This window comes from Nocardia glycosmidis (assembly GCF_052545115.1).
Window position 1 is genome coordinate 310,402 of the sequence record NZ_JBQWRH010000005.1, and the last position, 26,018, is coordinate 336,419.

General features: G+C 66.1%; 25 protein-coding genes, 1 tRNA gene and 1 pseudogene. 15 read left to right on the top strand and 12 right to left on the bottom strand.

Annotation, left to right across the window (positions count from 1 at the left end; all coding sequences use genetic code 11):
• Positions 1 to 150: 150 nt before the first annotated feature.
• Complete coding sequence (locus tag ACT86A_RS09190) at positions 151 to 1,335, bottom strand: alpha/beta hydrolase (RefSeq protein ID WP_445091575.1); 1,185 nt, start codon at positions 1,333 to 1,335, stop codon at positions 151 to 153.
• Positions 1,336 to 1,548: 213 nt separating this feature from the next.
• Between ACT86A_RS09190 and ACT86A_RS09195 the strand changes: the two genes are divergently transcribed.
• Complete coding sequence (locus tag ACT86A_RS09195; protein ID WP_445091576.1) at positions 1,549 to 2,139, top strand: TetR/AcrR family transcriptional regulator; 591 nt, start codon at positions 1,549 to 1,551, stop codon at positions 2,137 to 2,139.
• A 241-nt stretch (positions 2,140 to 2,380) separates the two neighbouring features.
• Here ACT86A_RS09195 and ACT86A_RS09200 read toward each other — a convergent pair whose 3' ends face one another.
• On the bottom strand, positions 2,381 to 2,998 hold the full coding sequence (locus tag ACT86A_RS09200; RefSeq protein WP_445091577.1) for a TetR/AcrR family transcriptional regulator: 618 nt from the start codon (positions 2,996 to 2,998) through the stop codon (positions 2,381 to 2,383).
• A 252-nt stretch (positions 2,999 to 3,250) separates the two neighbouring features.
• On the opposite strand from ACT86A_RS09200, the gene ACT86A_RS09205 reads away from it, so the two are divergent.
• A complete protein-coding gene (locus ACT86A_RS09205) occupies positions 3,251 to 4,165 on the top strand; it encodes a quinone oxidoreductase family protein (protein WP_445091578.1) in 915 nt (304 codons plus the stop codon).
• Positions 4,166 to 4,232: 67 nt separating this feature from the next.
• Here ACT86A_RS09205 and ACT86A_RS09210 read toward each other — a convergent pair whose 3' ends face one another.
• The 3 genes from ACT86A_RS09210 to ACT86A_RS09220 all read right to left on the bottom strand — a co-directional run bounded on the left by ACT86A_RS09210 (position 4,233) and on the right by ACT86A_RS09220 (position 8,162).
• Positions 4,233 to 5,318 (bottom strand): glycoside hydrolase family 183 protein, encoded by a 1,086-nt coding sequence (locus tag ACT86A_RS09210; protein ID WP_445091579.1) that lies wholly within the window; start codon positions 5,316 to 5,318, stop codon positions 4,233 to 4,235.
• A 67-nt stretch (positions 5,319 to 5,385) separates the two neighbouring features.
• The gene (locus ACT86A_RS09215) at positions 5,386 to 6,135 is read right to left on the bottom strand and encodes a helix-turn-helix domain-containing protein (protein ID WP_445091580.1); all 750 of its coding nucleotides are present in this window, start codon (positions 6,133 to 6,135) and stop codon (positions 5,386 to 5,388) included.
• 191 nt (positions 6,136 to 6,326) lie between these two features.
• A complete protein-coding gene (locus ACT86A_RS09220; protein ID WP_445091581.1) occupies positions 6,327 to 8,162 on the bottom strand; it encodes an acyl-CoA dehydrogenase in 1,836 nt (611 codons plus the stop codon).
• A gap of 328 nt (positions 8,163 to 8,490) precedes the next feature.
• On the opposite strand from ACT86A_RS09220, the gene ACT86A_RS09225 reads away from it, so the two are divergent.
• Positions 8,491 to 9,081, top strand: a complete 591-nt coding sequence (locus ACT86A_RS09225) for an alpha/beta hydrolase family protein (RefSeq protein WP_445091582.1) — start codon at positions 8,491 to 8,493, stop codon at positions 9,079 to 9,081.
• 21 nt (positions 9,082 to 9,102) lie between these two features.
• On the opposite strand, the gene ACT86A_RS09230 is transcribed toward ACT86A_RS09225, so the two are convergent.
• The 3 genes from ACT86A_RS09230 to ACT86A_RS09240 all read right to left on the bottom strand — a co-directional run bounded on the left by ACT86A_RS09230 (position 9,103) and on the right by ACT86A_RS09240 (position 12,392).
• Positions 9,103 to 9,777, bottom strand: coding sequence for a class I SAM-dependent methyltransferase (locus tag ACT86A_RS09230; protein ID WP_445091583.1), 675 nt, complete (start codon positions 9,775 to 9,777; stop codon positions 9,103 to 9,105).
• 217 nt (positions 9,778 to 9,994) lie between these two features.
• Positions 9,995 to 11,083, bottom strand: a complete 1,089-nt coding sequence (locus tag ACT86A_RS09235) for a glycoside hydrolase family 183 protein (protein ID WP_445091639.1) — start codon at positions 11,081 to 11,083, stop codon at positions 9,995 to 9,997.
• A 520-nt stretch (positions 11,084 to 11,603) separates the two neighbouring features.
• A complete protein-coding gene (locus ACT86A_RS09240; RefSeq protein ID WP_445091584.1) occupies positions 11,604 to 12,392 on the bottom strand; it encodes an alpha/beta fold hydrolase in 789 nt (262 codons plus the stop codon).
• A gap of 166 nt (positions 12,393 to 12,558) precedes the next feature.
• Here ACT86A_RS09240 and ACT86A_RS09245 point away from each other — a divergent pair, with 166 nt between their 5' ends.
• The 3 genes from ACT86A_RS09245 (at position 12,559) to ACT86A_RS09255 (ending at position 13,540) form a co-directional block, all read left to right on the top strand.
• Positions 12,559 to 12,783 (top strand): hypothetical protein, encoded by a 225-nt coding sequence (locus ACT86A_RS09245; RefSeq protein WP_445091585.1) that lies wholly within the window; start codon positions 12,559 to 12,561, stop codon positions 12,781 to 12,783.
• Positions 12,770 to 13,066, top strand: a complete 297-nt coding sequence (locus ACT86A_RS09250) for a hypothetical protein (RefSeq protein ID WP_445091586.1) — start codon at positions 12,770 to 12,772, stop codon at positions 13,064 to 13,066. Before ACT86A_RS09245 ends, ACT86A_RS09250 begins: the two co-directional genes overlap by 14 nt.
• A gap of 132 nt (positions 13,067 to 13,198) precedes the next feature.
• Positions 13,199 to 13,540, top strand: a complete 342-nt coding sequence (locus tag ACT86A_RS09255; RefSeq protein WP_445091587.1) for a hypothetical protein — start codon at positions 13,199 to 13,201, stop codon at positions 13,538 to 13,540.
• 49 nt (positions 13,541 to 13,589) lie between these two features.
• Here ACT86A_RS09255 and msrC read toward each other — a convergent pair whose 3' ends face one another.
• Positions 13,590 to 14,087, bottom strand: coding sequence for a free L-methionine (R)-S-oxide reductase MsrC (gene msrC, locus ACT86A_RS09260; protein ID WP_445091588.1), 498 nt, complete (start codon positions 14,085 to 14,087; stop codon positions 13,590 to 13,592).
• A 365-nt stretch (positions 14,088 to 14,452) separates the two neighbouring features.
• Here msrC and ACT86A_RS09265 point away from each other — a divergent pair.
• Both ACT86A_RS09265 and ACT86A_RS09270 read left to right on the top strand, forming a co-directional pair.
• A pseudogene (locus tag ACT86A_RS09265) lies at positions 14,453 to 14,614 on the top strand (dimethylsulfone monooxygenase SfnG); the annotation flags it as partial.
• A gap of 151 nt (positions 14,615 to 14,765) precedes the next feature.
• On the top strand, positions 14,766 to 15,281 hold the full coding sequence (locus ACT86A_RS09270) for a flavin reductase family protein (RefSeq protein ID WP_445091589.1): 516 nt from the start codon (positions 14,766 to 14,768) through the stop codon (positions 15,279 to 15,281).
• An 895-nt stretch (positions 15,282 to 16,176) separates the two neighbouring features.
• On the opposite strand, the gene ACT86A_RS09275 is transcribed toward ACT86A_RS09270, so the two are convergent.
• Positions 16,177 to 16,247 (bottom strand) — tRNA-Gly (locus ACT86A_RS09275).
• Between the two features lie 326 nt (positions 16,248 to 16,573).
• On the bottom strand, positions 16,574 to 17,824 hold the full coding sequence (locus ACT86A_RS09280) for a cytochrome P450 (RefSeq protein ID WP_445091590.1): 1,251 nt from the start codon (positions 17,822 to 17,824) through the stop codon (positions 16,574 to 16,576).
• A gap of 130 nt (positions 17,825 to 17,954) precedes the next feature.
• Between ACT86A_RS09280 and ACT86A_RS09285 the strand changes: the two genes are divergently transcribed.
• The 7 genes from ACT86A_RS09285 (at position 17,955) to ACT86A_RS09315 (ending at position 24,927) form a co-directional block, all read left to right on the top strand.
• Entirely contained in the window at positions 17,955 to 18,965 is a 1,011-nt protein-coding gene (locus ACT86A_RS09285; RefSeq protein ID WP_445091591.1) for a carbon-nitrogen hydrolase family protein, read from the top strand.
• Between the two features lie 35 nt (positions 18,966 to 19,000).
• Positions 19,001 to 19,906 (top strand): fumarylacetoacetate hydrolase family protein, encoded by a 906-nt coding sequence (locus tag ACT86A_RS09290; protein ID WP_445091592.1) that lies wholly within the window; start codon positions 19,001 to 19,003, stop codon positions 19,904 to 19,906.
• A 2-nt stretch (positions 19,907 to 19,908) separates the two neighbouring features.
• Positions 19,909 to 20,664 (top strand): maleate cis-trans isomerase family protein, encoded by a 756-nt coding sequence (locus tag ACT86A_RS09295; protein ID WP_445091593.1) that lies wholly within the window; start codon positions 19,909 to 19,911, stop codon positions 20,662 to 20,664.
• Entirely contained in the window at positions 20,664 to 21,356 is a 693-nt protein-coding gene (locus ACT86A_RS09300) for a GntR family transcriptional regulator (RefSeq protein WP_445091594.1), read from the top strand. The genes ACT86A_RS09295 and ACT86A_RS09300 overlap by 1 nt, the downstream gene beginning before the upstream one ends.
• A gap of 74 nt (positions 21,357 to 21,430) precedes the next feature.
• The gene (locus ACT86A_RS09305; protein WP_445091595.1) at positions 21,431 to 22,546 is read left to right on the top strand and encodes a cupin domain-containing protein; all 1,116 of its coding nucleotides are present in this window, start codon (positions 21,431 to 21,433) and stop codon (positions 22,544 to 22,546) included.
• 660 nt (positions 22,547 to 23,206) lie between these two features.
• The gene (locus tag ACT86A_RS09310) at positions 23,207 to 23,890 is read left to right on the top strand and encodes a HEAT repeat domain-containing protein (protein ID WP_445091596.1); all 684 of its coding nucleotides are present in this window, start codon (positions 23,207 to 23,209) and stop codon (positions 23,888 to 23,890) included.
• Entirely contained in the window at positions 23,884 to 24,927 is a 1,044-nt protein-coding gene (locus ACT86A_RS09315) for a HEAT repeat domain-containing protein (protein WP_445091597.1), read from the top strand. Before ACT86A_RS09310 ends, ACT86A_RS09315 begins: the two co-directional genes overlap by 7 nt.
• 252 nt (positions 24,928 to 25,179) lie before the next feature.
• Here the strand turns inward: ACT86A_RS09315 and ACT86A_RS09320 are convergent, their stop codons facing one another.
• Positions 25,180 to 25,851, bottom strand: coding sequence for a phosphatase PAP2 family protein (locus ACT86A_RS09320; protein WP_445091640.1), 672 nt, complete (start codon positions 25,849 to 25,851; stop codon positions 25,180 to 25,182).
• Positions 25,852 to 26,018 lie beyond the last annotated feature (167 nt).

Here is a 26,018-nt window from a genome sequence, read left to right on the forward strand (position 1 = left end):
AGGTCACCCGCGTCCCCCGCGACGCAGTCCGACCGCAGACACACCACGGGTCCGGCACCAGCCGCGTGCCGACGGTCGACTCGCTGATCCGGCGTCAAGCTGGCTGACGACACCAGCCGCCCACGGTGTTCCCTGGCCGCCGGACCTGCTCTACTGGTGTTCGCCGAGGAAGGCCGGAATGTCTGCGGCCGTGGGGTAGTTGGGAAGCGGTGCCGGCTCGTCGTCGAGGAACGCGGTGATAACCGATGCTGCGCGATCGTTGTTGTCGTCGAGGCCGTTCCAGATGTGATGGCCGACGCCGGTGATGTATTGGGTCCGGGTAATCGCGGGATCGGACGCCAGGATGGCTGTCGCCCATTGGCGCAATTGGTGCGAACATTGGGCTATCACCAGCATCGCTGGTACCTCGGATACGCGCAGTTGCGGAGCGATCGACGGTGAGTGGATGATCGTGTCCTGGATGCGGAGGCTGGCAGCCGGGTTGAACGAGAAGTTCGCGGCGCTGTCCTCGACCGGGATGCGCTGGGCATCCTTCGCGCAGTAGCTGTTTGCCGTGTCGCTGCCGAGATCGGCGGCCTGGAAGGCGTTGACCGCTTCGGCCTGGCCGACCATCTGATCCTGGGGAGACAGCAGCTTTAGCCGCAGCAGCCCGAAGGCAACCGCATAGCGCGGCATGGAGACCGAGCGTAAGCCGCCGGGTGGGGGAGCAATCCCGGCGGCCGTAACGCTTCCGGTCCAGCCGGCCAGGTGCGCTGTGGGTCCGTCCATCGGTCCCGGCTCCACGATTACTGCTTTATGGATGAATGCCGCGCTCGCGGCGTCGGCCAGGGCCCGCGTGAGGATCACCGCCCCGGCGGAGAACCCGATCACGTCGGCGCGCCTGCCGGGGATGTGCTCCAGCACCGCGGTGAGGTCGCGCACCGAGCGGTCGATGGTGTAGTCGCGAATGGGCAGCGGATCGCTTCGTCCGCCGCCTGCCTGCTCGTAGGCGTAGACGTCGTAGCCATCGCCCGCCAGCCGCCGCAGAAACGTGTGGTCGATCAGGGCGATGCTGCGGACGGGACCGCCGTTGAGATACAGCAGCGGTAGACCGTGACGCGCGACGCCCGCCGGCGGTGCGTAGTGATATACAGCGACACGGCTGCCCGTCGCCAGCGTCCAACGCTCGCTCGAAACTCCGGTCAGGTCTGGAGGATACTGCCAGCTCGTCGGAACGGTTGGTACGCAGGCGCTGGCGGTGAGTGCGCAGGCCAGACTCGTCTGAATCAGCACGTGCACGGCGGAGCGCCGACGGTGACGGGCCGCCAGCAGTCCGGCAGTGGCCGCGCCGATCATGGCAGTGACGGTCCATGCCGCCCATCCACGCCCAGCCCCGCCGGTCAGTACCACGACAGCCAGAAACGCCACGACCAATGCCAGTACGGCCGTGACGTGGATGGCAGTGGTCCGTAACACTCGCAAGCTCTGTCGAACGAACGTCACCAGGATCCCCTCTGTTTCAGAACATTGTTCTGAAACAGTGTTACATGCCGGGTAGGCTGTGTCTCCATGGGACGCCCGCCGACCAACGACGACGCCACGCGCGAACGCCTCATCAGCGCTGCGACGAATCTGCTGCGCGACCGCTCGCCGGATCGCTTGTCGATGCGCGAAGTCGCCGCTGCCGCAACCGCTTCGACCACCTCGATCTACACGTTGTTCGGAAGCCGGGACGGTCTGCTCGCCGCCGTGCGCCGGCGCGTGGCGGCGCAGCTGTTCGAGGTTCTAGCCGCGGTACCCGCGGGTGACGACCCGCTCGCCGACCTGCTGGCGATGGCGTCGGCCTATCGGCGGTGGGCCCTCGACGAGCGGCATTCTTACGCGGTGATCTTCGGCGGCGGCACGACCTACACTCCCAGCGGTGCCCCGAGCGACCAAGACCCGGCGGCACCACTCGTCGATACGATCAGCCGCGTACACGTCTCCCGGTACTCGACCGCAGAGGTGAACCGCATCGCGGTCGCGGTCTGGGCGACCCTGCACGGATTCGTCACGTTCGAACTCGACGGGACCCTACCCTCGGCGTACATCGACGTGGTGATCCCGGCGGCCGTGCGATCAGTGGTCCTCGGCTGGCACGTTCCGACTTCCAGCAGCTGATATCACGGTGCGCATTCCTGCCGACCGCGTGACCACCGGCCGCTGCGCGACCCTGATGCATCCGGCGAGGACGACTGATCAGCCCAGCTCGTGCCCGGCGATCGTGTCGTCGAGTTCGCGCAGTGCGGCCGAGCCGGGAGCAGCGCCGGGTCGCCGACGTAGCTGGGCAGGTGCGTGGCTGCCGCGTTGTCGATGATGTCGCGGGCTTCGTTCAGGAGCGCAAGACGGGGAATGTAATTCGTCAGGCGATCGCGTAGTCGCCGAGGGCGGGCTCGAGCAGATCGAAAACCTGGTTTGCCTCGTTGGTCACGGTAGCTACGATGCGCTTGCGTGACTGCCCCCGAAGTGTGAGTTCCTGGATGCGCTGGAACAGCAGACGGTGGGCGGCACCGAGTTGGGCAGCGGCGGCACGGCGGGTGATGTCGTCGCCGGGCAGCACGTCGGCGAGCGCCTGCTCACGCAGTTCGTGGAGCTCCCGCAGCCGGGCTACCAGTGTTGGGCTGTCGGCGATCATGCGGCAGAAACCAGGTCCGGAGAATCCGGCCAGTGCGTCGAACCGCTGTGCTGCGGAGATGAATCCGTTGCGTAGGGCCGACAGTGCCGACTCGCCGGGCATGCGGGCGGTCACAATGTCGGCGAGCGAGGAGACGAAGTCCTGATGGATGTCCAGCGCCAGATCGTCTTTGCGCGGAAAGTAGTTCGTCACAGTCTTCTTGGCGACCCGTGCTATCGCGGCGATCTCGGCGATGGTCGTCGCCTCGAATCCGCGCTCGATGAACAATCTGGTCGCGTGATCGGAGATCGCCTGCCGGGTCTCGCGCTTCTTGCTCTCTCGCAGGCCGAGGGGCTCGGTACTCACTATCAGAACGTACCACCATTGTAAATATCCAATTGACATATAAACTACACCGATAATAATCTTACGTCCGTTATAAGATTTTTGAAGAGAGGGTGAGATGCTGCCGCGAAACAGCTGTTGAGCGACCCCTCGGTGCGGGCCGCGAGCAAGAGCAGGCGGAGATGTCGTCCCAGGCCGGACGGCATCTCCGCCCGACGAATAACCAGTTCTCGCCGGAAGCATTCCGGCATCAACCCCCGAAAGGCGTGCTCAGTGCGCAAGTTTCGTTTCTCCGGCCGTCCGGAACCAGTCGAGGTCCAGCGCCCGGTGCCCGGGCCCGGGCAGCTGTTGGTGCGCACACAGTTGGTCGGAGTCCACCTCGGTCTGGTGCGGATGCTGCGGGCGGGCAACGCATCCGAACCAGGCGGCGAGATGGTGGGCACCGTGGTCGATATCGGCCCGGACGTCCCTGGCACATGGCTGGGCAAGCGGGTCGGCGGTGTCGTGTTCGAAGGTGTCTACGCCGAGTATGTGCTAGCCGCACCGGCCCTGGTCACCGAACTGCCTGCCGACGTCGATGCCGCCGACGGTCTCGCACTGGTCCGCGGTGGCCTGGTGGCGATGGGGGCTGTGCGTTCAGGTGGCAGCATCGCAGGGCGCTCGGTGCTCATCACAGCAGCCGCCAGCGGATCCGGTCATCTGGGGGTGCAGATCGCACGAGCACTGGGCGGCATGCGTGTTGTCGGTGCGGTCGGCGCAGTGGACAAGGCCGAGTTCGTGCGGGAGTGCGGTGCGGATGCCGTGGTGGCGTACGACGATCGGTGGGACGAGCGGTTCGACGTCATCGTGGACGGTGTCGGCGGCTCGCTGGTGCCGCGCGCGGTCGAGGCATTGGCTCCGCGGGGCCGGCTGGTGGTCTACAGCGCCGGTGGCGGCTCGGTCGAGGTCGGCAGCCTGCTCGTGGACCTGAAGACGGTCACCGGCTTCTCGATGGGGCTGCTGGCCCGAACGCAGCCGGAGTTGATCGAGTCGTATCGGTCTCAGCTGTGGAAGTTGCTGGCAGACGGTGTGATCCGGCCGCATCACACGGTATTCGCGGTCGATCACCTCGACGAGGCCATCGCCTCGATCGAGGAACGACGCAACGTGGGGCGCGTCGTCCTGCGGATGGACGCCGCCGCACCGTAAGCATCAGATCCGGGGTGAAGCTGTCGATATCGAAAGGGCCGGGCTCACCTTGTTGTATTGCGCACCGTCACAACGGGGTTCGCATCAGCAATACGTTGTACTGGGTGTGCTGGGTGACCAGGAAGTAGAGGTCGCGGCCGGTTTGGTAGGGGAAGATCATCGGTGCGTAGGCGGTGGGCAGGGCGCCGGCATCTATGAGGACCCGGGGTTCGCTCCACGGTCCTTCGGGGGCGGCCGCGGTGCGCATCACGACGCTGTTGGATGGATCGGTGGTGAGCATGACGAACTGACCGAGGTAGTCGTTCCACATCACCGACAGTTCGCCCACGCCGCCGACGATGGGCGCCGCGATCTTGGCGTCGGCGGGCTTCCACGCTTTGCCGTCCCAGTATTCATACGCGTCGATATTCGCGATATCGGATTCTTTTGCGCGCGAGACGAATCCGGGATTGTTGCGGCCAGCAGGGGTGCCGTAACGGTAGACGTAGCCGCCCGCCTTCAAGAAGGCGTTCTGCTGGAAGTTCTCGTGGCCGTCTACATTGGCGCGGCGGGTGGTGGTGAGCGGCGTCCATGTGGTGCCGCCGTCGTGCGAGGCAGCCAGAGTGGAGAAATTGGTGCGCCATTTGCCGTGGTCGCCCCATTCGCGGACCGACATCATGCTCATGTACTGCACGCCGCCCACCGAGATGCCCGCCGTGGGAATCAAACTGATCTCGATGCCGGGAATCTTGGGGCTGGGCAGGGGATTCGGTATTACGTCATCGAAGATGATGCCGTTGGCCGGATCGTGATTCGAACTGCGGAACAGCACGTTGCTGGTCCAAGCCCAGATGCTGCCGGCAAGCAGGTTGGGCACGCCCAGGCCCGCGCTGTCGCCGAAGGCGGTGATCATCCGGCCGTTGCCGTCGTCCCACATGATGCCGAGATCGGTGCCGAGCACGTTGGCATTGTCGGTGCGGTTCGGGCTGTCCATGCCGGTCACCTGGAAAACGGCCTTGGTCGGGCCGGGCAGGCTCGGCAGTCCGTGGATGCCGTTGAGGGCCGGGATCGGTATGACGTTGTTGGGGTCGGCCCCAACGGGCGCGGCGGCGGCGAGCGTCAGGACCGCGGCTAGCGCACCGGCACCGGCGAGTGCGGACAGCGATCGAGTCATCCGGGCAATTCCCTTCGTCTGGGACGCAGTCTGCGGTCATTCTGCCGGTTCGCCGCCGCGATGTCGCCTACCGCGGCGTATGCGCGCCGTGCGTTCGGCTGATCGTCACCAGCCGGTAAAGCCACCAGGGCCGTTCGGGGAGCTCGGGACTGTACACGCGCATGCTCATCGTGCGGACCCGGCGGGTGGCGAGGTCGCGCACCAGCAGTCGGCCGCGCGAGATGTCGGTGGCGCACACCTCGGTGGTCCACATGCGGTCCCAATCGGGCGAGCGGCGGCATCGCTCGGCGATCTCCTCGACGCGCTCACGCGGTGCGAGTGGGGACAGGATGCGGAATGCGTCGACCAGCAGATGCGCCTCGACGGCCCACTCCACGAGCACCCGCTTGGCGGCCGGGTCCAGGAACATCCACTCCAGCATGTTCGACCGGGCGACGGCTCCGGGAAAAGTCCGTTCATAGGCGGAGTTCGCCGCCACCAGATCCTGCGTCGGCATCCGCCGATAGCAAGCGGGGTCGGGAAGGCTGTGCAGGTCGTCCAGGTCGTCGGTAGTCGGCACTCCGGGGCCAGGTCCGTAGCCGGCCCGGAAGAAATTCGGCAAGGTCAGCACGACGATGTGCCGGCGGTACCCCATCGGCACGTCGAGCGCGTCGAAGAGCTGCTCGAGCTGCGGGTAACTCGGCGCAAGCGCACCCGTCTCGACTTGGTCCAGCACCGACTCGCTGAGCTGGGCGCGTCGGGCCAGGTGTGTGGGCGTCAATCCAGCGGCGAGCCGCCGTTCGCGCAAGTAGGCGCCGATGCCAGTCGCGTCGCGCATCACCTCGGGCACCTCTGCCGATACCTTCCGCGCCGAACTATGGGAACCGGGGGGTTCCTGCTGCCTCCCGGGAGCACGAAATCTACCGGACACTATCGGCGTCGATCGGTGATCGGATGTCACGAATCGACAACCTAGACGATGGACGGCCCGGAAATGATCTCCAAGCCGTCGTGTCGTCTCGCCTTCGCTCAGAAGGCTGCTTCGTCCAGCTCCATGATGTCGTTGTCCAGGTTGGACAGCACCGTGCGGGTGGCGGTCAGCTCCGGCAGGATGTTGCGTGCGAAGAACTGCGCGACGGCGATCTTGCCCTGGTAGAAGGCCTGGTCGGCCGCGGTTGCGCCGTTGTCGAGCGCCGCGATGGCGATCTGCGCCTGGCGCAGCAGTTGCCAGCCGATGAGCAGGTCGCCCACCGCGAGCAGGAAGCGCACCGAACCGAGGCCGATCTTGTACAGCTCGCTCGGCTGCTCCTGAGCACCCATCAGGTGGCCGGTGAGCGTGGCGGCCATGGCCTGCACGTCCTCCAGCGCGGTGGCCAGCAGCTTGCGCTCCGGCTTGAGGCGGCCGTTGCCGGCTTCGGTGTCGATGAACTCGCGCACCTGGCCGGCCACGTGGGCCAGCGCGACGCCGCGGTCGCGGGCGATCTTGCGGAAGAAGAAGTCCTGCGCCTGGATGGCGGTGGTGCCCTCGTACAGCGAGTCGATCTTCGCGTCCCGGATGTACTGCTCGATCGGGTAGTCCTGCAGGAAGCCGGAGCCACCCAGTGTTTGCAGAGACTCGGTCAGGTACTGGTAGGCCCGCTCGGAGCCGACGCCCTTGACGACCGGCAGCAGCAAATCGTTGACGCGGGCGGCCAGGTCGGCATCCGCACCGGAAACATGCTGTGCCACGTCGGCGTTCTGGTGCGCGGCGGTGTAGAGGTAGACCGCGCGCAGGCCCTCGGCATATGCCTTCTGGGTGGCCAGCGAGCGCCGCACGTCCGGGTGGTGGGTGATGGTTACGCGCGGCGCGGCCTTGTCGGTCATCCGGGTCAGGTCGGCGCCCTGCACGCGTTCCTTGGCGTAGTCACGCGCGTTCAGGTATCCGGTCGACAGGGTCGCGATGGCCTTGGTGCCCACCATCATGCGGGCGTGCTCGATGATGTCGAACATCTGCGCGATGCCGTTGTGCACCTCGCCGACCAACCAGCCCTTGGCCGGAATGCCGTGGCCGCCGAAGGTGACCTCACAGGTGGCCGAGACCTTCAGGCCCATCTTGTGCTCGACGCCGGTGACGAAGGCGCCGTTGCGTTCGCCGAGTTCACCGGTCTCGTGGTCGAAGTGGAACTTCGGCACGAAGAACAGCGACAGGCCCTTGGTGCCCGGTCCCGCGCCCTCGGGGCGGGCCAGCACCAGGTGCATGATGTTCGGGAACAGGTCGTCGGAGTCACCCGAGGTGATGAAGCGCTTCACGCCCTCGATGTGCCAGGAGCCGTCTTCTTGCCGGATCGCCTTGGTGCGACCGGCGCCGACATCGGAACCGGCGTCGGGTTCGGTGAGCACCATGGTGGCGCCCCAACCCTGTTCGGCGGCGATCTTCGCCCAGCCCTGCTGTTCTTCGGTGGCGTTGTCGTGGAAGATGTTCGCGAAGCCGGGGCCGGCGGCGTACATGAAGGCGGCCGGTTGGGCACCCAGGATCAGTTCCGCGATGGCCCAATAGGCCGCGCGTGGGATGGGCAGGCCGCCGAGCTCCTCGGCGACGCCCAGCTTGTCCCAGCCGCCGTCCTGCAGCGTCCGGTAGCTCTTCTTGAAGGATTCGGGCAGCGTCACCGTGTGCGTCGCGGGGTCGAAGACCGGCGGGTTGCGGTCGGCGTCGGCGAACGACGCACCGAGCGGGCCCTCGGCGAGGCGACGTACTTCGTTGAGCATTTCTTTGACGGTGTCCGCGTCGAGATCGCCATAGGCGCCGCTGTCCAGGACGGAACCGAGGCCAAGGACCTCGAAGAGGTTGAACTCCAGGTCGCGGACGTTGCTCTTGTAGTGACCCATTGTCGGTAACTCACTCTCCGTTGAGGTGCGGCCGGTTGGTGCCGTGCCTGCCCCGTTGCTCGCTCCACCGCGTAGTCGTGCCGGTTTGCCGCATGCTACTGGTAGGTAACTTACTGCAATGTTACCGACTGGTAATAGAAGGCGCAAAGGCTGACAGTGTGATGTGTTTTACAGTGTTTGATCGGCGTGTCGTGCTTGTTCGACCTAGGTGTCGTTTCGCTCGAAACCAGTGGTCGAGCCGATGCGGTCGCGCTGGATCGAAACCCGGATACGCATCGCCCTAGGCTTGTTATTCGGGTGTTACCGCCGGCACGGAAGAATAGGCACGATGCGTATCGAGACGAGTGCTGGACCGGCTGAGGTCGAACTCGAACAGCCGCGCCGGCCCGCGTTCCTGCTGCTGCTCACGCATGGTGCGGGTGGCGGCGTGGACGCGAAAGACCTTCTCGTGGTACGTGATTCGGCGCTTCGGCTGGGTGGCGCAGTGGCGCGGGTGGTGCAGCCCTATCGGGTCGCCGGGCGCCGCGCGCCGGGTTCGGTGGTCAAGCAAGACGAAGCGTGGCTCGAGATTGTCGCTCGACTACGCGGCCGCAAGCGCATTCCACTGATCCAGGGTGGCCGCAGCAACGGGGCGCGGGTCGCCTGCCGCACCGCCGTCGCGGCCCGGGCTCGCGGCGTCCTCGCGCTCTCGTTCCCGCTGCACCCACCGGGCAAGCCGGAGAACTCCCGCAGGGACGAGCTGCTCGCCCCGGGAAACATCGACGTGGTGGTCGTCAACGGCGCCAACGACCCGTTCGGCATCCCGGATCCCGCCGATGCCGCCGAAGTGCGGGTCATCCCTGGTCAACCCCACGCTTTCCGCGCCGGATTCGATCTCATCGCCGAGACCGTAACGCCGTGGTTGCAGCGCTGGTCCTGAGCCTCATCCTGCCCGGCTATCTCATTCGGCCGGTCGGGTCGCGATGACCAGCGCATCGATGGCGTCGCGAGTTTCGGTTGGGCGATATACGCGGTCGGCGATGCGCACCCGGATGCCGTGGGCGGCGATGACCGGGCCCAGGTCGGCGACGATATCGTCCGGGGTGAAGAGGATGCCGGGGTCCTGCGGCCCGCCGCAGCCGTTGGTGAGGTTGGTGGTGTCATGGCCGAGGACGAGCAGGGTGCCTTCGGGCACCAGCAAACCGGCCGCTTGACGAACCACTGCGCGCCGTTGCTCGGCGGGCAGGTGCAGGAAAACCATCAGCACCAGCTCGAACGGCCCCGGGATACCCGCCGCGTCCAGATCGGTGACGTCGGCGCACTGCCAGGTGATGCGACCGCGGACCGAGCGGGACAGACGCGAGGCCACGGTGCGGCCCTTATCGATGCCCACCTGGGAGTAGTCGACGGCGTGTACCTGCCAACCGTGCGTGGCCAACCAGAGGGCGTTGCGACCCTCCCCGCACGCCAGATCGAGCGCGCGGGGAAACTCCGGAGGCTCGCCGTCGGGTGTGACCGATTGCAGCGGTGTTCGACGCTCCAATCCGTAGACATGCTCCACCACGGTGTTGTTCGGCGGTGCGCCCCAGACCAATTCCGTTTGCGCATAGCGCTCGTCCCAATCGGCCGCATCCATAGTGCGAGTCTATCGATCCGCGATCGGCGGCTTCCTGTTGCCGACACACAACGTCACCGGCGCGATGAATCAAACACCGAACCAGTGCACCGGTGTGGTCTCACGGATGTGGATCAGGCTCATGGAGCCTCCCTGAAACGTGAACGATCCAACGCGGTTCAGCCTCATGCCTCAACCACGGTTGAGGTCGAGCCGCGTTGGATCGGTAATCCGCGCGCTACAGGGTCGTGCGCATCAGCACGACGTTGTATTGGCTGTGCACCGTCGTGAGGAAGTACAGATCGCGCCCGGTCTGGTAGGGAAAGATCGATGGCGCGTACGCGGTGGGCAACTCCCGCGTGTCGATCAGCACTTCGGGTTCGCTCCACGGGCCGGCCGGCGAGGGCGCGCGGCGCATCACCACGGAATTGAACGGGTCGGTGGTGAGCGAAATGAACTGTCCGAGATAAGAGTTGTACATCACCGACAGTTCGCTGACGCCCCACATGATGGGGGCCGCGGCATTCACGTCATTCTTACGCCAACCGCCGCCGTCCCAATATTCGTAGTCGCCGAGGTTCGCGACGTCCCGCTCCCGGACGCGAGCCACATAAGCGGTGTTGTTGCGCCCGGACCGGGTGCCGTATTCGTAGACGTATCCGCCATCGGCGAGGAACGCGTTCATCTGGAAGTTGACGTTGCCGCCTTCGTTCGGGCGCCGGGTTTCCGGCAGTTCCGCCCAGGTCTCGCCGTTGTCGCCGGAGACGGCCAACCCCGAGAAATTGGTGCTCCACCGGCCGACGTCGTCCCAGCTCCGCACGGACATCAAGCTCATGTACTGCGCGCCTGCCGCCGAGATGGCCGCCGTGGGAATGCGGCTGATCTCCAGGAAGGGAATCTTCGGGCTCGGGATCAGATCACGCGCTTGGCCGAATACGTCGCGAACCACGCTGTCGAAATAGATTCCCTCGGCCGGATCCTTGGTGTGGCTGCGCACGAGGATATTGCTGCGCCAGGCCCACATGCTGCCCGCGAGCAGATTCGGCAAACCGAGGCCGGCGGTGTCGCCGAATGCGGTGAGCATTTCGCCCTGCCCGTTGTCCCACATGATCCCGAGATCGGTCCCGAGGACGTTGTAGTCCTGGGTGTTGTTCGGACTTGCCATGCCCGTTACTTGGAAGACCGCCCTGGTGCGGCCGGCCAGATTGGGCAGTCCGGTGGTGCCGTTGAGCACCGGAATCGGATTGATGGCGTTCGGGTTGGCGACGGCGGGGGCGGACGCCGGGACGAGCAGGGCCGAGACACCCGCCAGCGCGGAAAGTAGCATGGATGCGGTCTTGATCAAGGTCTGTGAGCCCTCCGGTTTCTTGCCGGGAGCGGTGCGAAACACAGACGTCCCGCGATGCACAGACTCCTTCGCAGTGTGCCTCGCACCGCTAGTTCGACTGGCTGGCAAATCGTGCAAATCGTAGCAGCGGGACCGGATGGTGCGGTGCTTCCGTCTCTGACTGGTTAGCTTTCAGCGACATAGCTGTTAGATTGCTGACTGTCTTTGCTGAATCGGTGAGGCTGGGTCTGGCCTTCCGTCGTGAAGCTGCACCTCGGTGCTCCGAGCCTTCTGGAGATGTCGCTCGGCGGCCGCGACGGCGACGTCCGGGCCGGTAAGCGGGCGGCCGAAGCTTTGATTGCTAGCTTATTGCTATAAGCTGCAAATGTTGCCGTATCTGGGCCCATTGCCTGATCGGATGATCGCGCGCACTTCCGGATGGCCGAGCCGTTGCTATTGCTGTAGCAATCATTCAGCTAACTAAATCGACGGTCCGGCTGTTGTGCTCCACGTTGAGTGCTTACCGCGCGCGGGCGATCGTCTCGGCGAGGACTTGTGCGCAGGCGGCCGGGTCATCGAAGAACGGACTGTGCCCACTGCCGCGCAAGGTGACGTGCTCGGCACGCGGCAGCGCGCGCCGCGCCCGGCGGCTCTGGGTGGCGTAGGTGAGCAAGATGTCGCGACTGCCCCAGGCGATCGTCACTGGAATTTCGGTGAGAGCTCCGATTTCGTGCAGCCGTGCGTCCGAGAACGAGGCGAGCGCTTCGTCGAATGCGGTCGCCTCGACCGCGCCGATGGCCGTCTCCAGCGCCACCTGCGCGTCCAAGGCCCGGGGCTTGCCGAAGATCAGCGAGAGGAACAGGATTCGGCCCGCGGCGTGTCCGAGCACGAAAGGCAGGGTGGGCCGGGCCAGGCGTGCCAGCGCCTGTGACTTGCCCAGCGACTGCTGGCACCACACGCGACCCGCGGTACCCCAGAAGCCGATCGGCGAGAATGCGGTGACCGATCGCGCCAGACCGCGCGCCCCCGAATTCAGCGCGATCAGGCCGCCCATCGAATTGCCGGCCAAATGCGGGCGATCGATTCCTTGCGCGGCGAGGAATTCGGCGAGGGCCTCGGTGAGACTGTCGACCGTGGTGTGCGCGAGCGGGTTCGACCTACCGAATCCCGGCAGATCGACCGCGATCACGTCGTACGACGCGGCGAGGATGTCGACGACCGGCTCCCACATCTGCCACCGGGCGCCTACTCCGTGCAGCAGCACGAGCGGTTCCCCCGCGCCGACCCGGTGGTGATGCCACGTCGCCATGCCCGTCACCTCGGTTCGTCGTCGGCCGTGCGCCAACCCTAACAACGGTCAGCTGCCGTCAGTTCGAATCGGGCGAGCCGTGCGCCATACCGTGACCCGGCAAGCATGGCGCCTGCCGGGAAACGGACGTGGCGCCGGTCGCGGCACCGCCGGTACGATAATTGGTATGGCAACCCGTAAGGTGACTCTTTCGCTGGACGAAGCCGCTTGGTCGTACGCCGAGCAGGCGGCGGCCCGCGCGGGTATGTCGCCCTCGGCGTGGATCTCGAAGGCCGCGCGGCGCGAAGCCGTGCGAGCCGGCGTCGGTCCCGTGTCGGATGTGACCGCCGAGGCCGCGGCGGACGCGGCCGAGTTGGCGGCCGCCGAGGAGGCGATGCGTGCGTCGGGGTGAACTGTGGATCTACAACCCGCATGGTTCGCCGCGCCGCCGAACGGTCGTGCTGATCAGCAGTGACGGCATCAATGAATCGCCGCGTCCGTGGCTGATCGCCGCCGAGGTGATCGAGCAGGACCCGCAGGACATCCTTGCGGTTCCGGTGCAGGAACACGGCTGGGTGCACGCGGGCAACATCGGGCGCATCTTTCGTGGATGGCTGGCCGAGCGGGTCGACATGGTGGATGCCGATACCTTGGAGCGGCTCGACACCGCGCTGCGGGCGGCTATGGACCTGTGACTGAAATATTCGTGTAAGTCGTTGTCCGGCAAGCTATCCGGCGCTGATTCTCGGGTACGACTATCGCGGAGCGCCGCAGGGCATTATGGTTGCCACGCCGCGGACGGCGGCCAGTCGAGGAAGAGGAGTCAGGTGCGGATCTGCATGATCGCCGCGGCGCTGATCGCGCTGCCGATGCTCGCGGCATGCGGCAGCGACAAGGACACGGCGGCGCCCACGATAACGCAAGCCGAACTCGCTCAATCGCTGCAGGACAAAGGCCTCAAGAACAAGCAACTGGCCGACTGTGCCGCGAAAGTCTTTGTCGAGCAGGGTATTTCACAGGCCGGGCTGCGGATCATGGTCAGCGACGAGTACGACTCGAAGGCTCCCAATCAGGAAACGCTGGGGATGAGCAAAGAAGACGCGGACAAGGCGCGCTCCGCCAGCGGCCGCATCGCCGGCGAGTGCATGTCAGCATCGCAACCACGTTGAGTTCACGGCCCGGCCACAAGCGCTCAATGGTCTCGGTAGCTGCCTTCAGCTACACCGCGCCACCGTCGGCGACGGAAAGAAATATCTCGGCAACCGACTCCAGTCCGGCACGGTCGACTTCGTCGAACCGCCCCGGTTGGGGGCTGTCGAGGTCGAATACTCCGATGAGTTCGCCTTCTCGGACCAGCGGGACGACAATTTCCGAACGCGTGTCGGCGTCGCAGGCGATATGCCCGGCAAAAGCGTGCACGTCCGGCACGAGCTGAGTTTTCCGCGTTTGTGCCGCGGTGCCGCACACGCCTCTGCCCAGTGCGATGCGCACGCATGCGGGTTTGCCCTGAAAGGGCCCGACAACCAGTTCGTCGCCGTCGTAGAAATAGAAACCCACCCAATTCACCGCGGGCAGCGCATGGAACACCAATGCGGAAAGATTGGCCGCATTGGCGATGCGGTCGGTCTCGCCCGCCACCAGCGCCGCGGCCTGTGCGGTGAGCTGGCGGTACTGCTCGGTGCGGTCTCCGGTCAGGTCGGCGACGACAAATGACATGGGTGGAACAATACGTGCCGGCCGATTCACCGACCGCCATTGGTTCTCGTTGATCGAAACACTCTCCGAGCGACCGCATCATCCCCGCGTGACATCGCAGCAATCCGTATCCCGTTCCGCTCGTTCGGCCTGTTCGAACGCGCTCAGTGACGCCTGATCCGATCGCAGAGATTCAAACCCTCGTCCTGACCAGGGCGTGATGCTGGAGTGAATGAGCGCTGGACGCATGCGCGGCGTCCGGCTCCGATCCAACGGCTATGCCCGCAACTCATGGAGCAGCAATGACCACGGAGAAGACCGCCGAGCAGGTCCAGTTCGCCTACTGGGTGCCCAATGGCAGCGGGGGATCGGTCACCGGCGACATCGACCAGGTGCAGTACAACGACGGCTTGCGCGCCCAGCTGATCGGCACGCCCGCGCAGGTCGATGAGCGGATCGTCGCCAAGGAGCAGCTCGGCGTCGCCCTGATCTTCGGCGGCTTCCTCCACTTCCAGCAGGAGATCGAGTGCTTCGGTTCGAAGGTACTTCACCGGTGCACGGGCTGGCAGCGCCACTGCGGCGCTGCCAGGCCGCCATCGATCCGACCGCACATTCGCCGAGGACGGCCTCATCGGCGGTACAGTGGGCGGTGGCGTTCGGTCGCCCAGGCACTGACTCATAGCTCGAAAGCTGCCAGCCATGCATGACCTCTTCGAACTTCCGGCCGACGGCACCAGCCTGCGCCGCGCGTTCGCCAACTTTCCCAGCGGCGTCGTCGCCGTATGCGCCGACATCGACGGCACCCCCCAGGGCCTGGCGGTCAGCACGTTCGTTCCGGTATCGCTCGACCCGCCGCTGGTCTCGTTCTGCGTGCAGAATTCCTCGGCGACCTGGCCCAAGCTCGCCGCCGCAAGCCACCTCGGCCTGAGCCTGCTCGGCACCGACCAGCAGGCCGCCGCCCGCTCACTCGGCGCCCGCGAGGGCGACCGCTTCCGCGATATCCAACTGCACCGCGGTTCCGGTGACGCCGTATTCATCGACGGCGCCTCCGCCTGGATCGAGGGTGTCCAGGAAGCCAACGTCCCCGCCGGCGACCACGCCGTCGTCATCCTCCGCGTCCACCGCATCGCCACCCGCGCCGACGTGGACCCGCTGGTCTTCCACGGCAGCCGCTTCCGCCGGTTGCATACGGAGCCAAGCAATGGCGCGGCCTGAGGCCGGGCAGCCCGGCCCGCGCAGCTCACCGAGGCCGCTGGCCTGCGCCAGTTGCCGGTCGCGTTGGATATAACGGCCGCATGAGTCCATGACGGGTGTTTTCCATTCGCTGCAACGGGTTTGGCGCATCACTCTCGCGGAGATCGTTGCCGGCGAACTCGTCTGAACGATCCGACAGCGATACGAGATCACGCACCCGCCGACTCCTACTCCAAAGCAGCGCAGCCGATCTGGCCCCTGTTGTGCCCGGGGAGACCCGCAACATTTTGGTCTCCCGGGGCAACAGAGGTCGTGTCAGCAGCCACGCGCCGCTGACCGGTGCACTGTCTTACAGTTCATCTCCGACCTCAGTGACAGACTCGTCTGCACCTATATCCCAAGCTTGGGACGTTGCACAGCCCCGTCGAGTCGCCGCCGCGCTGGAGGCGGTCCCGACTTCGACATCCCACACTCGGGTGGCACGGAAACCGAATCCATCCTGGTCGGCCCGCTGCCACTCGAATTTCACTGATTGCCCAGCAGCTAAATTCCGCCAGCCTGAGCCGGGAAGCACTGTCCACGATGTCCAGCAACCCCCGGGAGTCTCCACGGAATCGATTACTCCCCATCCCTGCTCGGGGTCCCACTCCCGCACAGTGCCGTTTGTGCCCATATGCCACCTTCCAAAGCAGGCAACCGTCGTGAATCCAGCTGCGGTGATCGCCGCGTGGCTGGGTCACGCCGACGCGAGCATTACGGCGAAGATCTACACCCATTCCCAGGTCGACGCGCTTGGAGAGGCGGCTAAGACTTTGGGTGAGGTTGTGACAACTCGTGACATTCAGGCTGGCTGACGCCGAGAACGAGAACAGGCCCCAACTAGCTCCGCGCTGGTCAGGGCCTGTTTCTGTGGGAGAGCCGATGACGGGAATCGAACCCGCGCTGTCTGCTTGGGAAGCAGAAGTTCTACCATTGAACTACATCGGCACTGCGCTATGCGCGTCCGCGACTCTATCAGACCAGGCGCTCTGTCGGTCAACTCCGTTGATCCGGAGTCCGGATCGGGCCACATAGCTCCGAAAGCTCGCTCACTTCTTCGGACGTGCCGGGCAGATCATGGTTCGTGGTCTTCAGCGCCAGCACGGCGTCCTGCCGCGCCGGCGCCCGCCGCTCCGCGTAGCGGCGGTGAACATCGGCGCGCTACCGACCACGGAGGTGGTGGCTCCCCTCGGCGGACCGGCCGAGCAATCGCTGAAAATACAGCTCAGGGTGCAGCAGCGCTCGCCAGGAACACCGGCCTCTAGCTGCGTGCGTTATCGGTCCCATTCGACCGGAAGTGCGCGCGGCCCTCGGAAGCTGGCATTGGTCGGGAACCGCAGTGGTTCGTGCGTCCGCAGGCGGAGCCCGGGCAGGCGTTCGGCGAGATGTTCGGCCATGATCGCGGTCTCGAGCTTGCCCAGGGTTGCGCCGACGCAGTAGTGGATGCCGCGTCCCATCGACAAGTGCCGGTGCGCGTCCTCCCGAGTGATGTCGAAGCGCTCGGGGTCAGGGAAGCGTCGCGGATCGTGATTGGCCGAGGCCAACGACAGCAGCAGGCGCGAGCCCGCCGGCACGGTGACGCCGCCGAGTTCCACGTCCCGCGTCGCGGTCCGGCGCCACGCTATTACCGAGGAGTCGAAGCGCAGTGCCTCCTCGATCGCCGCGGGAATCATCGCGTGGTCGGCTACCAGACGACGCCAGGCGTCGCCGTCTTCCAGAGCCCGGCGCAGCAGGTTCACGGTGAGATTCGTGGAGGTCTCATGGCCTGCGAACGCGAGCTGGAACAGGAGCGTGGCGATCTCACCGTCGGTCAACTGGTCCGGCTCGCCGGTCTGCTGCGCGATCAGATCGCTGGTGAAGTCATCGGCGGGGTGCTGCTTGCGGTGGGCGACGAAATCGACGCAGTACTCCCAGAACAGGCACATGGCCTCGGCGGCGGCGACCTGATGCTCCTCGCTGGCCCGGCCGTGGACGAACTCGAGCTTGTCGCCGCACCAGCTTTTGAGCATCTCGGCGTCGGAGTTCGGGAAGCCCAGCATCGTGAAGATCGTGTAGGCCGGTAGCGGGAAAGCGTACTGCCCGACCAAGTCCGCCTGCCCGTCGGCGGCGAAGGTGTCGATCAGCTGGGTGGCCACCTCGTGGATGCGGGGTACGAGCTCGCGGGTCCGGCGCGGCGAGAAGGCTCGCGTCAGGTGTTTACGGATGTAGGTGTGCCGGGGTGGGTCGCAGTTCGAGGTCGCGGGCTGCAAACCGAATCGGCGCTTCATGATCTCCGCCGCCCGAGGCGCGACCGGCGACAGCGGGTCCTGGACATTCTTCGCGGAAAAAGTCTCCGGGTCCAGGAAGACCGACTCGACGTCCTCATACCGGGTCACGACATAGAAGCCGATCTGTGGTGCGAAGAAGACGTCGTTGCGGTCGCGGAACTGCGCGACGTACTGGTAAGGGTCTTCGACATACCCGGGACTGATCGGGTCGAAGTTGTGCTCCACGGGGCAACGCCCTGCCTCGACGCTCGATTCCACTCGCGCCTCCCTTCCAACAGGGGCCACCTGCTGCGGAAACACCCCTGAGATGGCAATTTGATCAAATCGAATGATAGTGTAATCTTCATACGAGATTTGATCAATGCTGCCGGAGCAAAGGACGAACATCGTGGACTATCCGAGGTTCCGCGCAGCCGCGGTGCAGGCGTCGCCGGTGTTCCTGGAAACCGCTGCGACCGTGGCCAAAGCGTGTGCCCTGATCGCGGAGGCTGCCGCGGAGGGGGCCGAACTGGTGGCCTTTCCGGAAGTCTTCGTGCCGGGCTATCCCTACTGGAACTGGACGATGTCGCCGATCCAGGGAAGCCCCTGGTTCGAGCGGTTGTTCGATGCCGCGATCGATGTGCCGGGCCCGGAAATCGACCAACTCTGCGCGGCCGCGCGGCGCGCCGGGTGCACCGTCGTGATCGGCGTCAACGAGCGTGACCCTTACTCGATGGGAACGCTCTACAACTCCGTGGTGTTCATCGGCTCCGACGGCACGCTGCTGGGTGTGCACCGCAAGCTCGTTCCGACCTGGGCGGAGAAGCTCACCTGGGCGGGCGGTGACGGTCAGTCCCTCCGCGTGTACGACACCGAGCTCGGCCGGCTGGGGGCGTTGGCCTGCGGCGAGAACACCAATACGCTGGCCCGCTTCGCATTGCTCGCGCAGGGCGAGACCGTGCACGTAGCCAACTACATCGCATTGCCGGTCGCGCCCGCCGATTACGACATGGTCGAGGCGATCAAGGTCCGCTCGGCCGCGCACTCGTTCGAGGGCAAAATCTTCTCGATCGTGTCCTGTGCGGCGATCAGCGAGGAGATCGTGGACATCGTGGCCCACGACGACGAGTCGCGAAAGCTATTGCAGCGCAAGCACAGTGCTTTCAGTGGGATCTTCGGGCCGGACGGTCGGCTGCTCAGCGAGCCGCTGATCGACGAGGAAGGCATCGTCTACGCGGAGATCGATCTCCGGCGCTGCATCCAACCCAAGCAGATGCACGACATCATCGGCCACTACAACCGTTTCGACGTGCTCCAGTTGCACCTCGACCGCCGGCCGAAAACCGGCCTGGTGTTCACGCCCGACCCCGGCCACGAACCGGAGACTCGGCCGCCCACTGCCGAATTCGACCTCAGCTGAACTCGGCCCGACCAACCCATCCTTCAGGAGCAGCGATGCGTTTTGCCAGCTTCACACCCGCCCCCGGCGCCGATTCCCGGCTCGGCCTGGTCATCGACGATGACACGGCCGTGGTCGACCTTCGGTCCGCGCTGAGCGGAGAACTCGACGTGCCCGGCGACCTGCGGGCGCTCATCGAGGCGGGTCCCGAAGTTCTCGACCGCGTACGCGAGTCCGTCAGCGGCCGGACGTCGTGGCCGGAGGGCACCACCTACGCGCTGGCCGATATCGAACTGCGCGCACCCCTGCGTCCCGGCAAGGTGATCGGCGTCGGGCTGAACTACGTCGAGCATGTCGAGGAATCGAGCCGCTCACTGGACACCGACGAGCAGCTCCCCGAGCGTCCGGTGCTGTTCAGCAAGCCGGGCACGGCCGTCGTGGGGCCCGGCGAGCCGATCCGGCACAACGCCCGGTTGACCGCGCAACTGGACTGGGAGTGCGAGCTCGCTGTGGTGATCGGCTCGACCGCGCGATCGGTCGACCGCGATGACGCGTACCGCTACGTCTTCGGATACACCATTCTCAACGACATCAGCGCGCGCGACCAGCGCCGCTCCGGGCAGTGGTTCTTCTCGAAAGGCCAGGACAGCTACGCGCCTTTGGGCCCGATCGTCGTCACCACCGACGAGCTGCCCGACCCGCACACGCTCGACCTGGCCCTGTTCGTCAACGGGGAGCAGAAGCAGAGCGGCAACAGCAAGCAGATGCTGTTCCCGATCCCGCAGCTGATCGAGGACATCACCTCGGGGGTCACCCTGGAGCCGGGCGATGTCATCGCCACCGGCTCACCGCAAGGTGTGGGCGCGGCCCAGAATCCGCCACAGTTCCTGCAGCCGGGTGACCTCGTCGAGGCACGCATCCAGGGCATCGGCACGCTGTCCAACCCGGTCGAGGCGGTCTGACGATGTCCGGTCAGGTTCACCGCGTCGGACTGATCGTCCCGAGCTCCAACATCACCATGGAGACCGAGATTCCCGCGATGCTGCGCGCCCGCGAGCGCATCGAGCCGGATCGGTTCACGTTCCACTCTTCGCGGATGCGGATGAAGTCGGTGACCAGCGAGGAGCTGGCGGCCATGGACGACGAGTCCGACCGCTGCGCGGCAGAGCTCGCCGACGCCGATGTGGGAGTGTTCGCGTATGCGTGTCTGGTCGCGATCATGTCGCGCGGGCACGGCTACCACTGCGTCTCACAGGAACGGCTGGCCGGCCGGGCCCGGGAGAACGGCTCGTCGGCCCCCGTGGTCACCAGCGCCGGCGCTCTGGTCAACGCGCTCGGCACACTCGGAGCCCGCAGCGCGGCGCTCATCGCGCCTTATCTGAAACCGCTGACCGAGCAGGTCGTCGGCTACATCCGCAACGAGGGCTACACGATCACCGACCACATCGCGCTCGAGATCCCGGACAACCTCGAGGTGGGCAGCCAGGATCCGATGGCTCTCGACGCCGTCGTCGACCGGCTCGACCACAGTGCCGCCGACGTGGTGATCCTGTCGGCGTGCGTCCAGATGCCCTCACTCGCCGCGATCCAGGCCGTCCAGGATCGGATCGGTAAACCAGTGGTCTCCGCCGCCGTCGCCACCACATACGAGATCCTGAAGGCTCTCGATCTGAAGCCGGTGGTACCCGACGCCGGAGAGTTGCTGAACGGAAGTTACTGATGCAGACGCGCCCACTGCGTGCACCCGCCCGGACCACCACGACCGACCAGGCGTACAACGCGATCCTGTCGGCCATCCTCGACGGCTCGATTCCCGCCGGCGCCGCACTGCCCCTCCAGCACTTGGCGAAGGACCTGGGGATGAGCATGATGCCCGTCCGCGAGGCTATCCGCCAGCTGGAGGCCACCGGAATCATCGAGGTGGAACCGCATCGTGGTGCGCGCGTGCGGTCGTTGACCGACGAGGATCTCATCGATACCTACCTCACCCGAATCGTGCTCGAGGGCGCCTTGGTCAAGCAGGCCGCCCAGAATTTCGACACGGACACCGCTCGCACGGCTCGCGAGGCGCTCGACGCCCAGCAGCTGGCCCTTCGCCTCGATGATCAAGCCGGTGCTCGGAAGGCCCACGAAGACTTCCACTTCACCGTCTACCGAGCGGCAGGCTCGCCGTGGCTGTTCCGGTCGATCGGACCTACCTGGCATAACAGCGAGCGGTACCGGGCTGGGGCGCTGGCCGACCCGGTCCAGGTCGAGTACCGCCGGCGCGAGCACGAGTTGATCCTCGACCGGTGCCTCGCCCGCGACCCGGTCGAGGCCTATCAAGCCCTCGAAGCTCACCTGTTGAGCACCGTCGAGGGTTTCCATGCGGAGGCGGCTGCTCGCCTGCGCGAACTGCTCGAGAAGCAGTGATCTGATGCGTCGGCCATCCGAAGCGCAGGCTCCGGCGTCCGGCGATCGAATCTCCGATGTGCAAGGAGCGAGAAATGAATCCGAGTGATGATGTCCTCGGCCGGGCGCGGGTGCGCGATACCGCTGAACTGCGTGCCTATTACAAGCGTCTCGAAGAGCTCGAGGCCGGTGCGCTGTGGACGATCGCCAACAAGATCGAGCCGTGGTATCCCCAGCCCCAGTCGATCCCGATGCACTGGCGCTACCAGGATCTGCGCCCGTTGGTGCTGGAGGCGCTCGGACTGGTCAGTGGCGATGACGCCGGCCGGCGCGTGGTCGCTCTCTACAATCCCCAGCGGCGCGATATCGCCGCGACGGTCGGGTTCCTGTACACCGGTCTGCAGGTCATGGCGCCGGGCGAGGCGATGACCGCGCACCGCCACCAGGCCGCCGCACTGCGGTTCGTCCTCGAGGGAACCGGCGCGTGGACAATCGTCGACGGCCAGAAGCTCGAGGTCGGCCCGCGGGACTTCGCGATCACACCGAACTGGACCTGGCACGAGCACGGCAACGGGGGCGAGGAGTCGTCCGGCCCGGTCATCTGGCAAGACGGCCTGGACATCCCTTTGGTCAACGCCCTGGACGCGCCGTTCTACGAAGTCCACCCGGACGTGTACCAGAAGCAGGAAGGGATGGTGAACTCGTCCCTGTCGATCTACGGTGCCGGGCAGTTGCGGCCCTTCGGCGATACCTGGAGCAAAAACCACTCGCCGCTGCTGGCCTACCCCTGGGCAACCACCTACGAAGCTCTGCTCAACGCCGCGAAGGTGACCGACGGCTCGCCGTACGACGGCATCATCATGGAATACAGCAACCCGCTGACCGGCGGATCGGTCATGCCCACGATGAGCGCGCACATGCAGTTGCTACGCGCGGGTGAGGCGACTCTCGCGCATCGGCAGGTCGGCTCGAAGATCTACACCGTGGCCAAGGGCAGCGGCACCTCTGTCATCAATGGCCAGCGGTTCGAGTGGACCGAGGGCGATATTTTCTGCGTGCCCTCCTGGGCCTGGCATGAGCACGCGAACGCGAGCCGGTCCGATGACGCCTGTCTGTTCTCGTTCAACGACTTCCCGGTCATGCGCGCACTCGGGTTCTTCCGCGAAGAGGCGTACACGGATAACGGGGGCCATCAGCCGTCGGAGGTCTGAGCTTGTGACGTAAACGGCCGCAAGCCCGGTTAGGTCAGCACCTCGGCCACGCGAAAGATTGAGGCTATCGGGCGGTTCGTCCGACCAGCAGCGCTGCATGCTCACCGATTCCGTGGCGGCCGTGCTGTGCGCCCCGTCCGGGCAGAGGTCCGCCTCTTGCCCGAGCGGGCCGCCGATTTCCGGCTCCGCACCGGCACGAGGAACAGGAGCGCGACAGCTACCCCGCCCGTGCCGGCGATGGTCCATATAACAGCTGTGTCGTGGTTGTTGTCCTTGTCCCGCTAATGCATTTCGTCGTAACTGAGACCTCGCGGACCCCCGGCTGCCCGACAGAAATCGCCTTGGGACATGGTTTGTCCGTCACAGGTGGGGGCCGCGGTGCCACCCTCCGGGTCGAGGACATGCGGAACGTTGACGAACAGCAAGATGGCTGCGGTGATTCCGAGAAACAAGGCCCAGACCCTGATTTCGATGAATCCCAACACTCGTGTCGGTATCACGATCAGCAACTGTGTACTCCGTCCCCTACGCGCGTGGATCAACCGAGGACTGTGGCACAGCGCCGATCTCGGCCGATCCGTGGGGTACGCCCCCGTCCATGGCGTTTCGCCCGCGCACTTGACATTGTCACTGTGACAACGTCTTCACTGGCTGTCGGAGGTGGTTCCCATCAACTCGACACACAGGAATGAACAGCACACGCGACTACTCGCCGCGTTGGCCGCGGCGAACTCGTCGACGCGCCTCGCGGCGGCCCTGGAGGCCGGCACGCGTCCCGAGCCCGGTTTCGTCGATGCGTTGATCGAACGGTGCGGGATCGAGCCGGACTTCTTTGTGCGCGACATGCTCACGTGGGCGCTGACCCGTTTCCCGTCGGGGATCACGGTTGCGAAACTCCGCGCCGAACTCCGTTCCGAGCACGCTCAGGCGCGCAGCCAAGCGTTGCACACCCTGTCCAAGATCGGGGATAAGAGCGCGTGGTCGGCGATCACGCGGGCGTTGCTGCACGACGCGGACGACGAGGTCGCGCGCAGTGCCTGGCGTGCGGCCGTGGTTCTCGTGCCGGAGGGCGAGAAGGACGGGCTGGCCGCGGAACTGGCCAGGCAATTCAGCCGCGGCGACCGGGAGGTACAGCTGAGTTTGAGCCGCGCCCTTGTCGCGCTCGGCGATGTCGTCGACCCCGTCCTGCGGACGGCGATGGCCAGTCACGATCCGGCGGTGCGCGCGCATGCCGGTGCCACGCAGCGGCTCCTGCGCGACCCCGACGCCGGATTCGACCTGGCCGTCGATGCGGCGAGACGGGTCGTCGCGCTCGGTCCGGACCAGGAGCCGGCTGCGTGCTGATCGGCGAGGTGGCGCGCCGCTCGGGGGTGAGTGCCCGGATGCTCAGGCACTACGAAGCCCTCGGGCTGGTACGGCCGACCGGCCGCACCGTCGGTGGCTACCGGGAATACTCCCTGGCGGATATCCGACAAATTTTTCACGTGGAGGGGCTGCGTTCCCTGGGACTGTCACTCAGCCAAATCAGACGTGCTCTCGAAGATCCCGGATTCACCCCGGCCAACCTGGTCGGCGACCTCATTCGCAAGACCGAACAGCGACTGAACCGGGAGCGGGAACTCCTCGAGCGGCTCCGCACGGTCGATGCGGCTGAGCCCTCCGGCTGGCAAGACGTCCTGCGCATCGTCGAGCTCCTGCACGGACTCGGTTCGCCGAATGCCGCCCGGCGGCAGCAGGCCATCCTGGCCCCGGCCGAGGACGTGCCGGCGCCCGTCGAGCTGTTGGCGCAGGCCGTCCTCGCCGAATCCGATCCGAACGTTGCCGGGGCCCTGCGATGGGCCCTCGCGCGCGCCAGCGGCGACGGTGTGGCGAGCGTGGCATCCGGCATGAGCTCGGACGTCGTCGAAGTCCGGCGGCGTGCGGTCGCGGCGCTCGCCGAGCTACCAGGCGACGAGGCGACCGCGGCGCTCACCGACGCGCTCGAAGACGCGGACCCGACGGTACGCAGACACGCTGCTCTGGCACTCGCTGCCCGGGGCGAGACCCGGGCCGTGCCGGCGCTTGTCGGCACGGTGGTCGAGGGCCCGAACGATGTCGAGGCAGCCGAGCTTTTGGGAACATTGGCGCGGGACACGAGGTGGACAGACCGGATCATGAATGCGCTCATCCACGAGCTCACCGCACACAGCGCGAACTCGGCGGTGCGGGTACGCCTGACTCAGGCGCTCGGCGAGCTGCCAGGGAGCATCGCGCTGGACATGCTGCAGCAATTGGCCCGCGACGATGATCGGGCGGTGGCCTTCACAGCCTCGGCTCTTGTGGAAATGTTCGCTGAACAGCCGGACGAGGGAACCGGGACAGCGCAGATCAGTAACGGATAGCGTCCGGCTCGTCGGTGGTACCGACAAGTCTCCGACGCTGACCGGCATCGTGCTGATCGTGGAGGGAACATACCGGCTGCGCTGCCCGCGCCGACGGGCGAAATTTGTCGAGCATGAATCGGATGAGCGGCGACCAGTGCGCTTCTCGCGCCCGCGTGGACCATAGCAGCGGCGCGTGGCCATCGCCCGCGCACTGGGTGCGCTCCTCGCGCCCGCGGGGACGGTCCGTGCGGTAGACCATCAGGCAGAGGATCAGGCAGCGCTCCCCATGTCGGCGGAGTGATCGCCGGGCGTCGAAACCGAATGCCGCACGTCATCGGTGCTCGTCGCGCCTGCGGCGGTAATCGGAACTCGGATGCGGTAAACGGTCAGGCAGGCGATGACCCAGAGGGCGCTGACACACCATCCGCCCAGGATGTCGGTGGCCCAGTGAACGCCCAGGTAGATGCGGGACAAGCCCACCGCGACGATGAAGACCGCGGCTGCGGTCACGGTGAGGATGCGCAGCGCGGGTCGGCGCAGGCTGGGCAGGGCGACCGCCGCGACGACGCTGATCACGACGAACGAGCCGACGCTGTGCCCGGATGGATAGGACAGGCCGGTCACCGGCATGAGGTGGTCCTCGACGGGTGGGCGAGCCCGGCCGACCAGGCTTTTGCCGATGCGGACCAGGAGTACGGCCCCGAGGCCCGCACCCGCGACCAGCACCGCCGCGGACCAACGTCGTCGCAGGCCGAGACCGAGGCAGGTCAGGGTAGCCAGTGTCGTCATGGCCACGGTGCCGCTCAGCACGCTCACCGTTACCGCGATCGGCGTCAGCACCCCGTCGCGGTGTGCGATGGCCCAGGCGGTGATGGTTCGGTCGATTCCGCCGTGCCCATCGTCGCCGAGCGCGACCACGGTGAGAGCGGCGGTGCACACCATCAGTAACACAGTGAGCACCCCAGTTGCGGTGAAAATCCGTCGGGAGGTCACCCCTCCACGGTGCCACTGCGGACGCTGGAGGTTAACGGGGGCCTCGCACCGCCGGAAGCCTCGACCATCGCGCCGATGTCGCCGGGCTGAAGTGCCAGGACGAGCAGACGCTACGC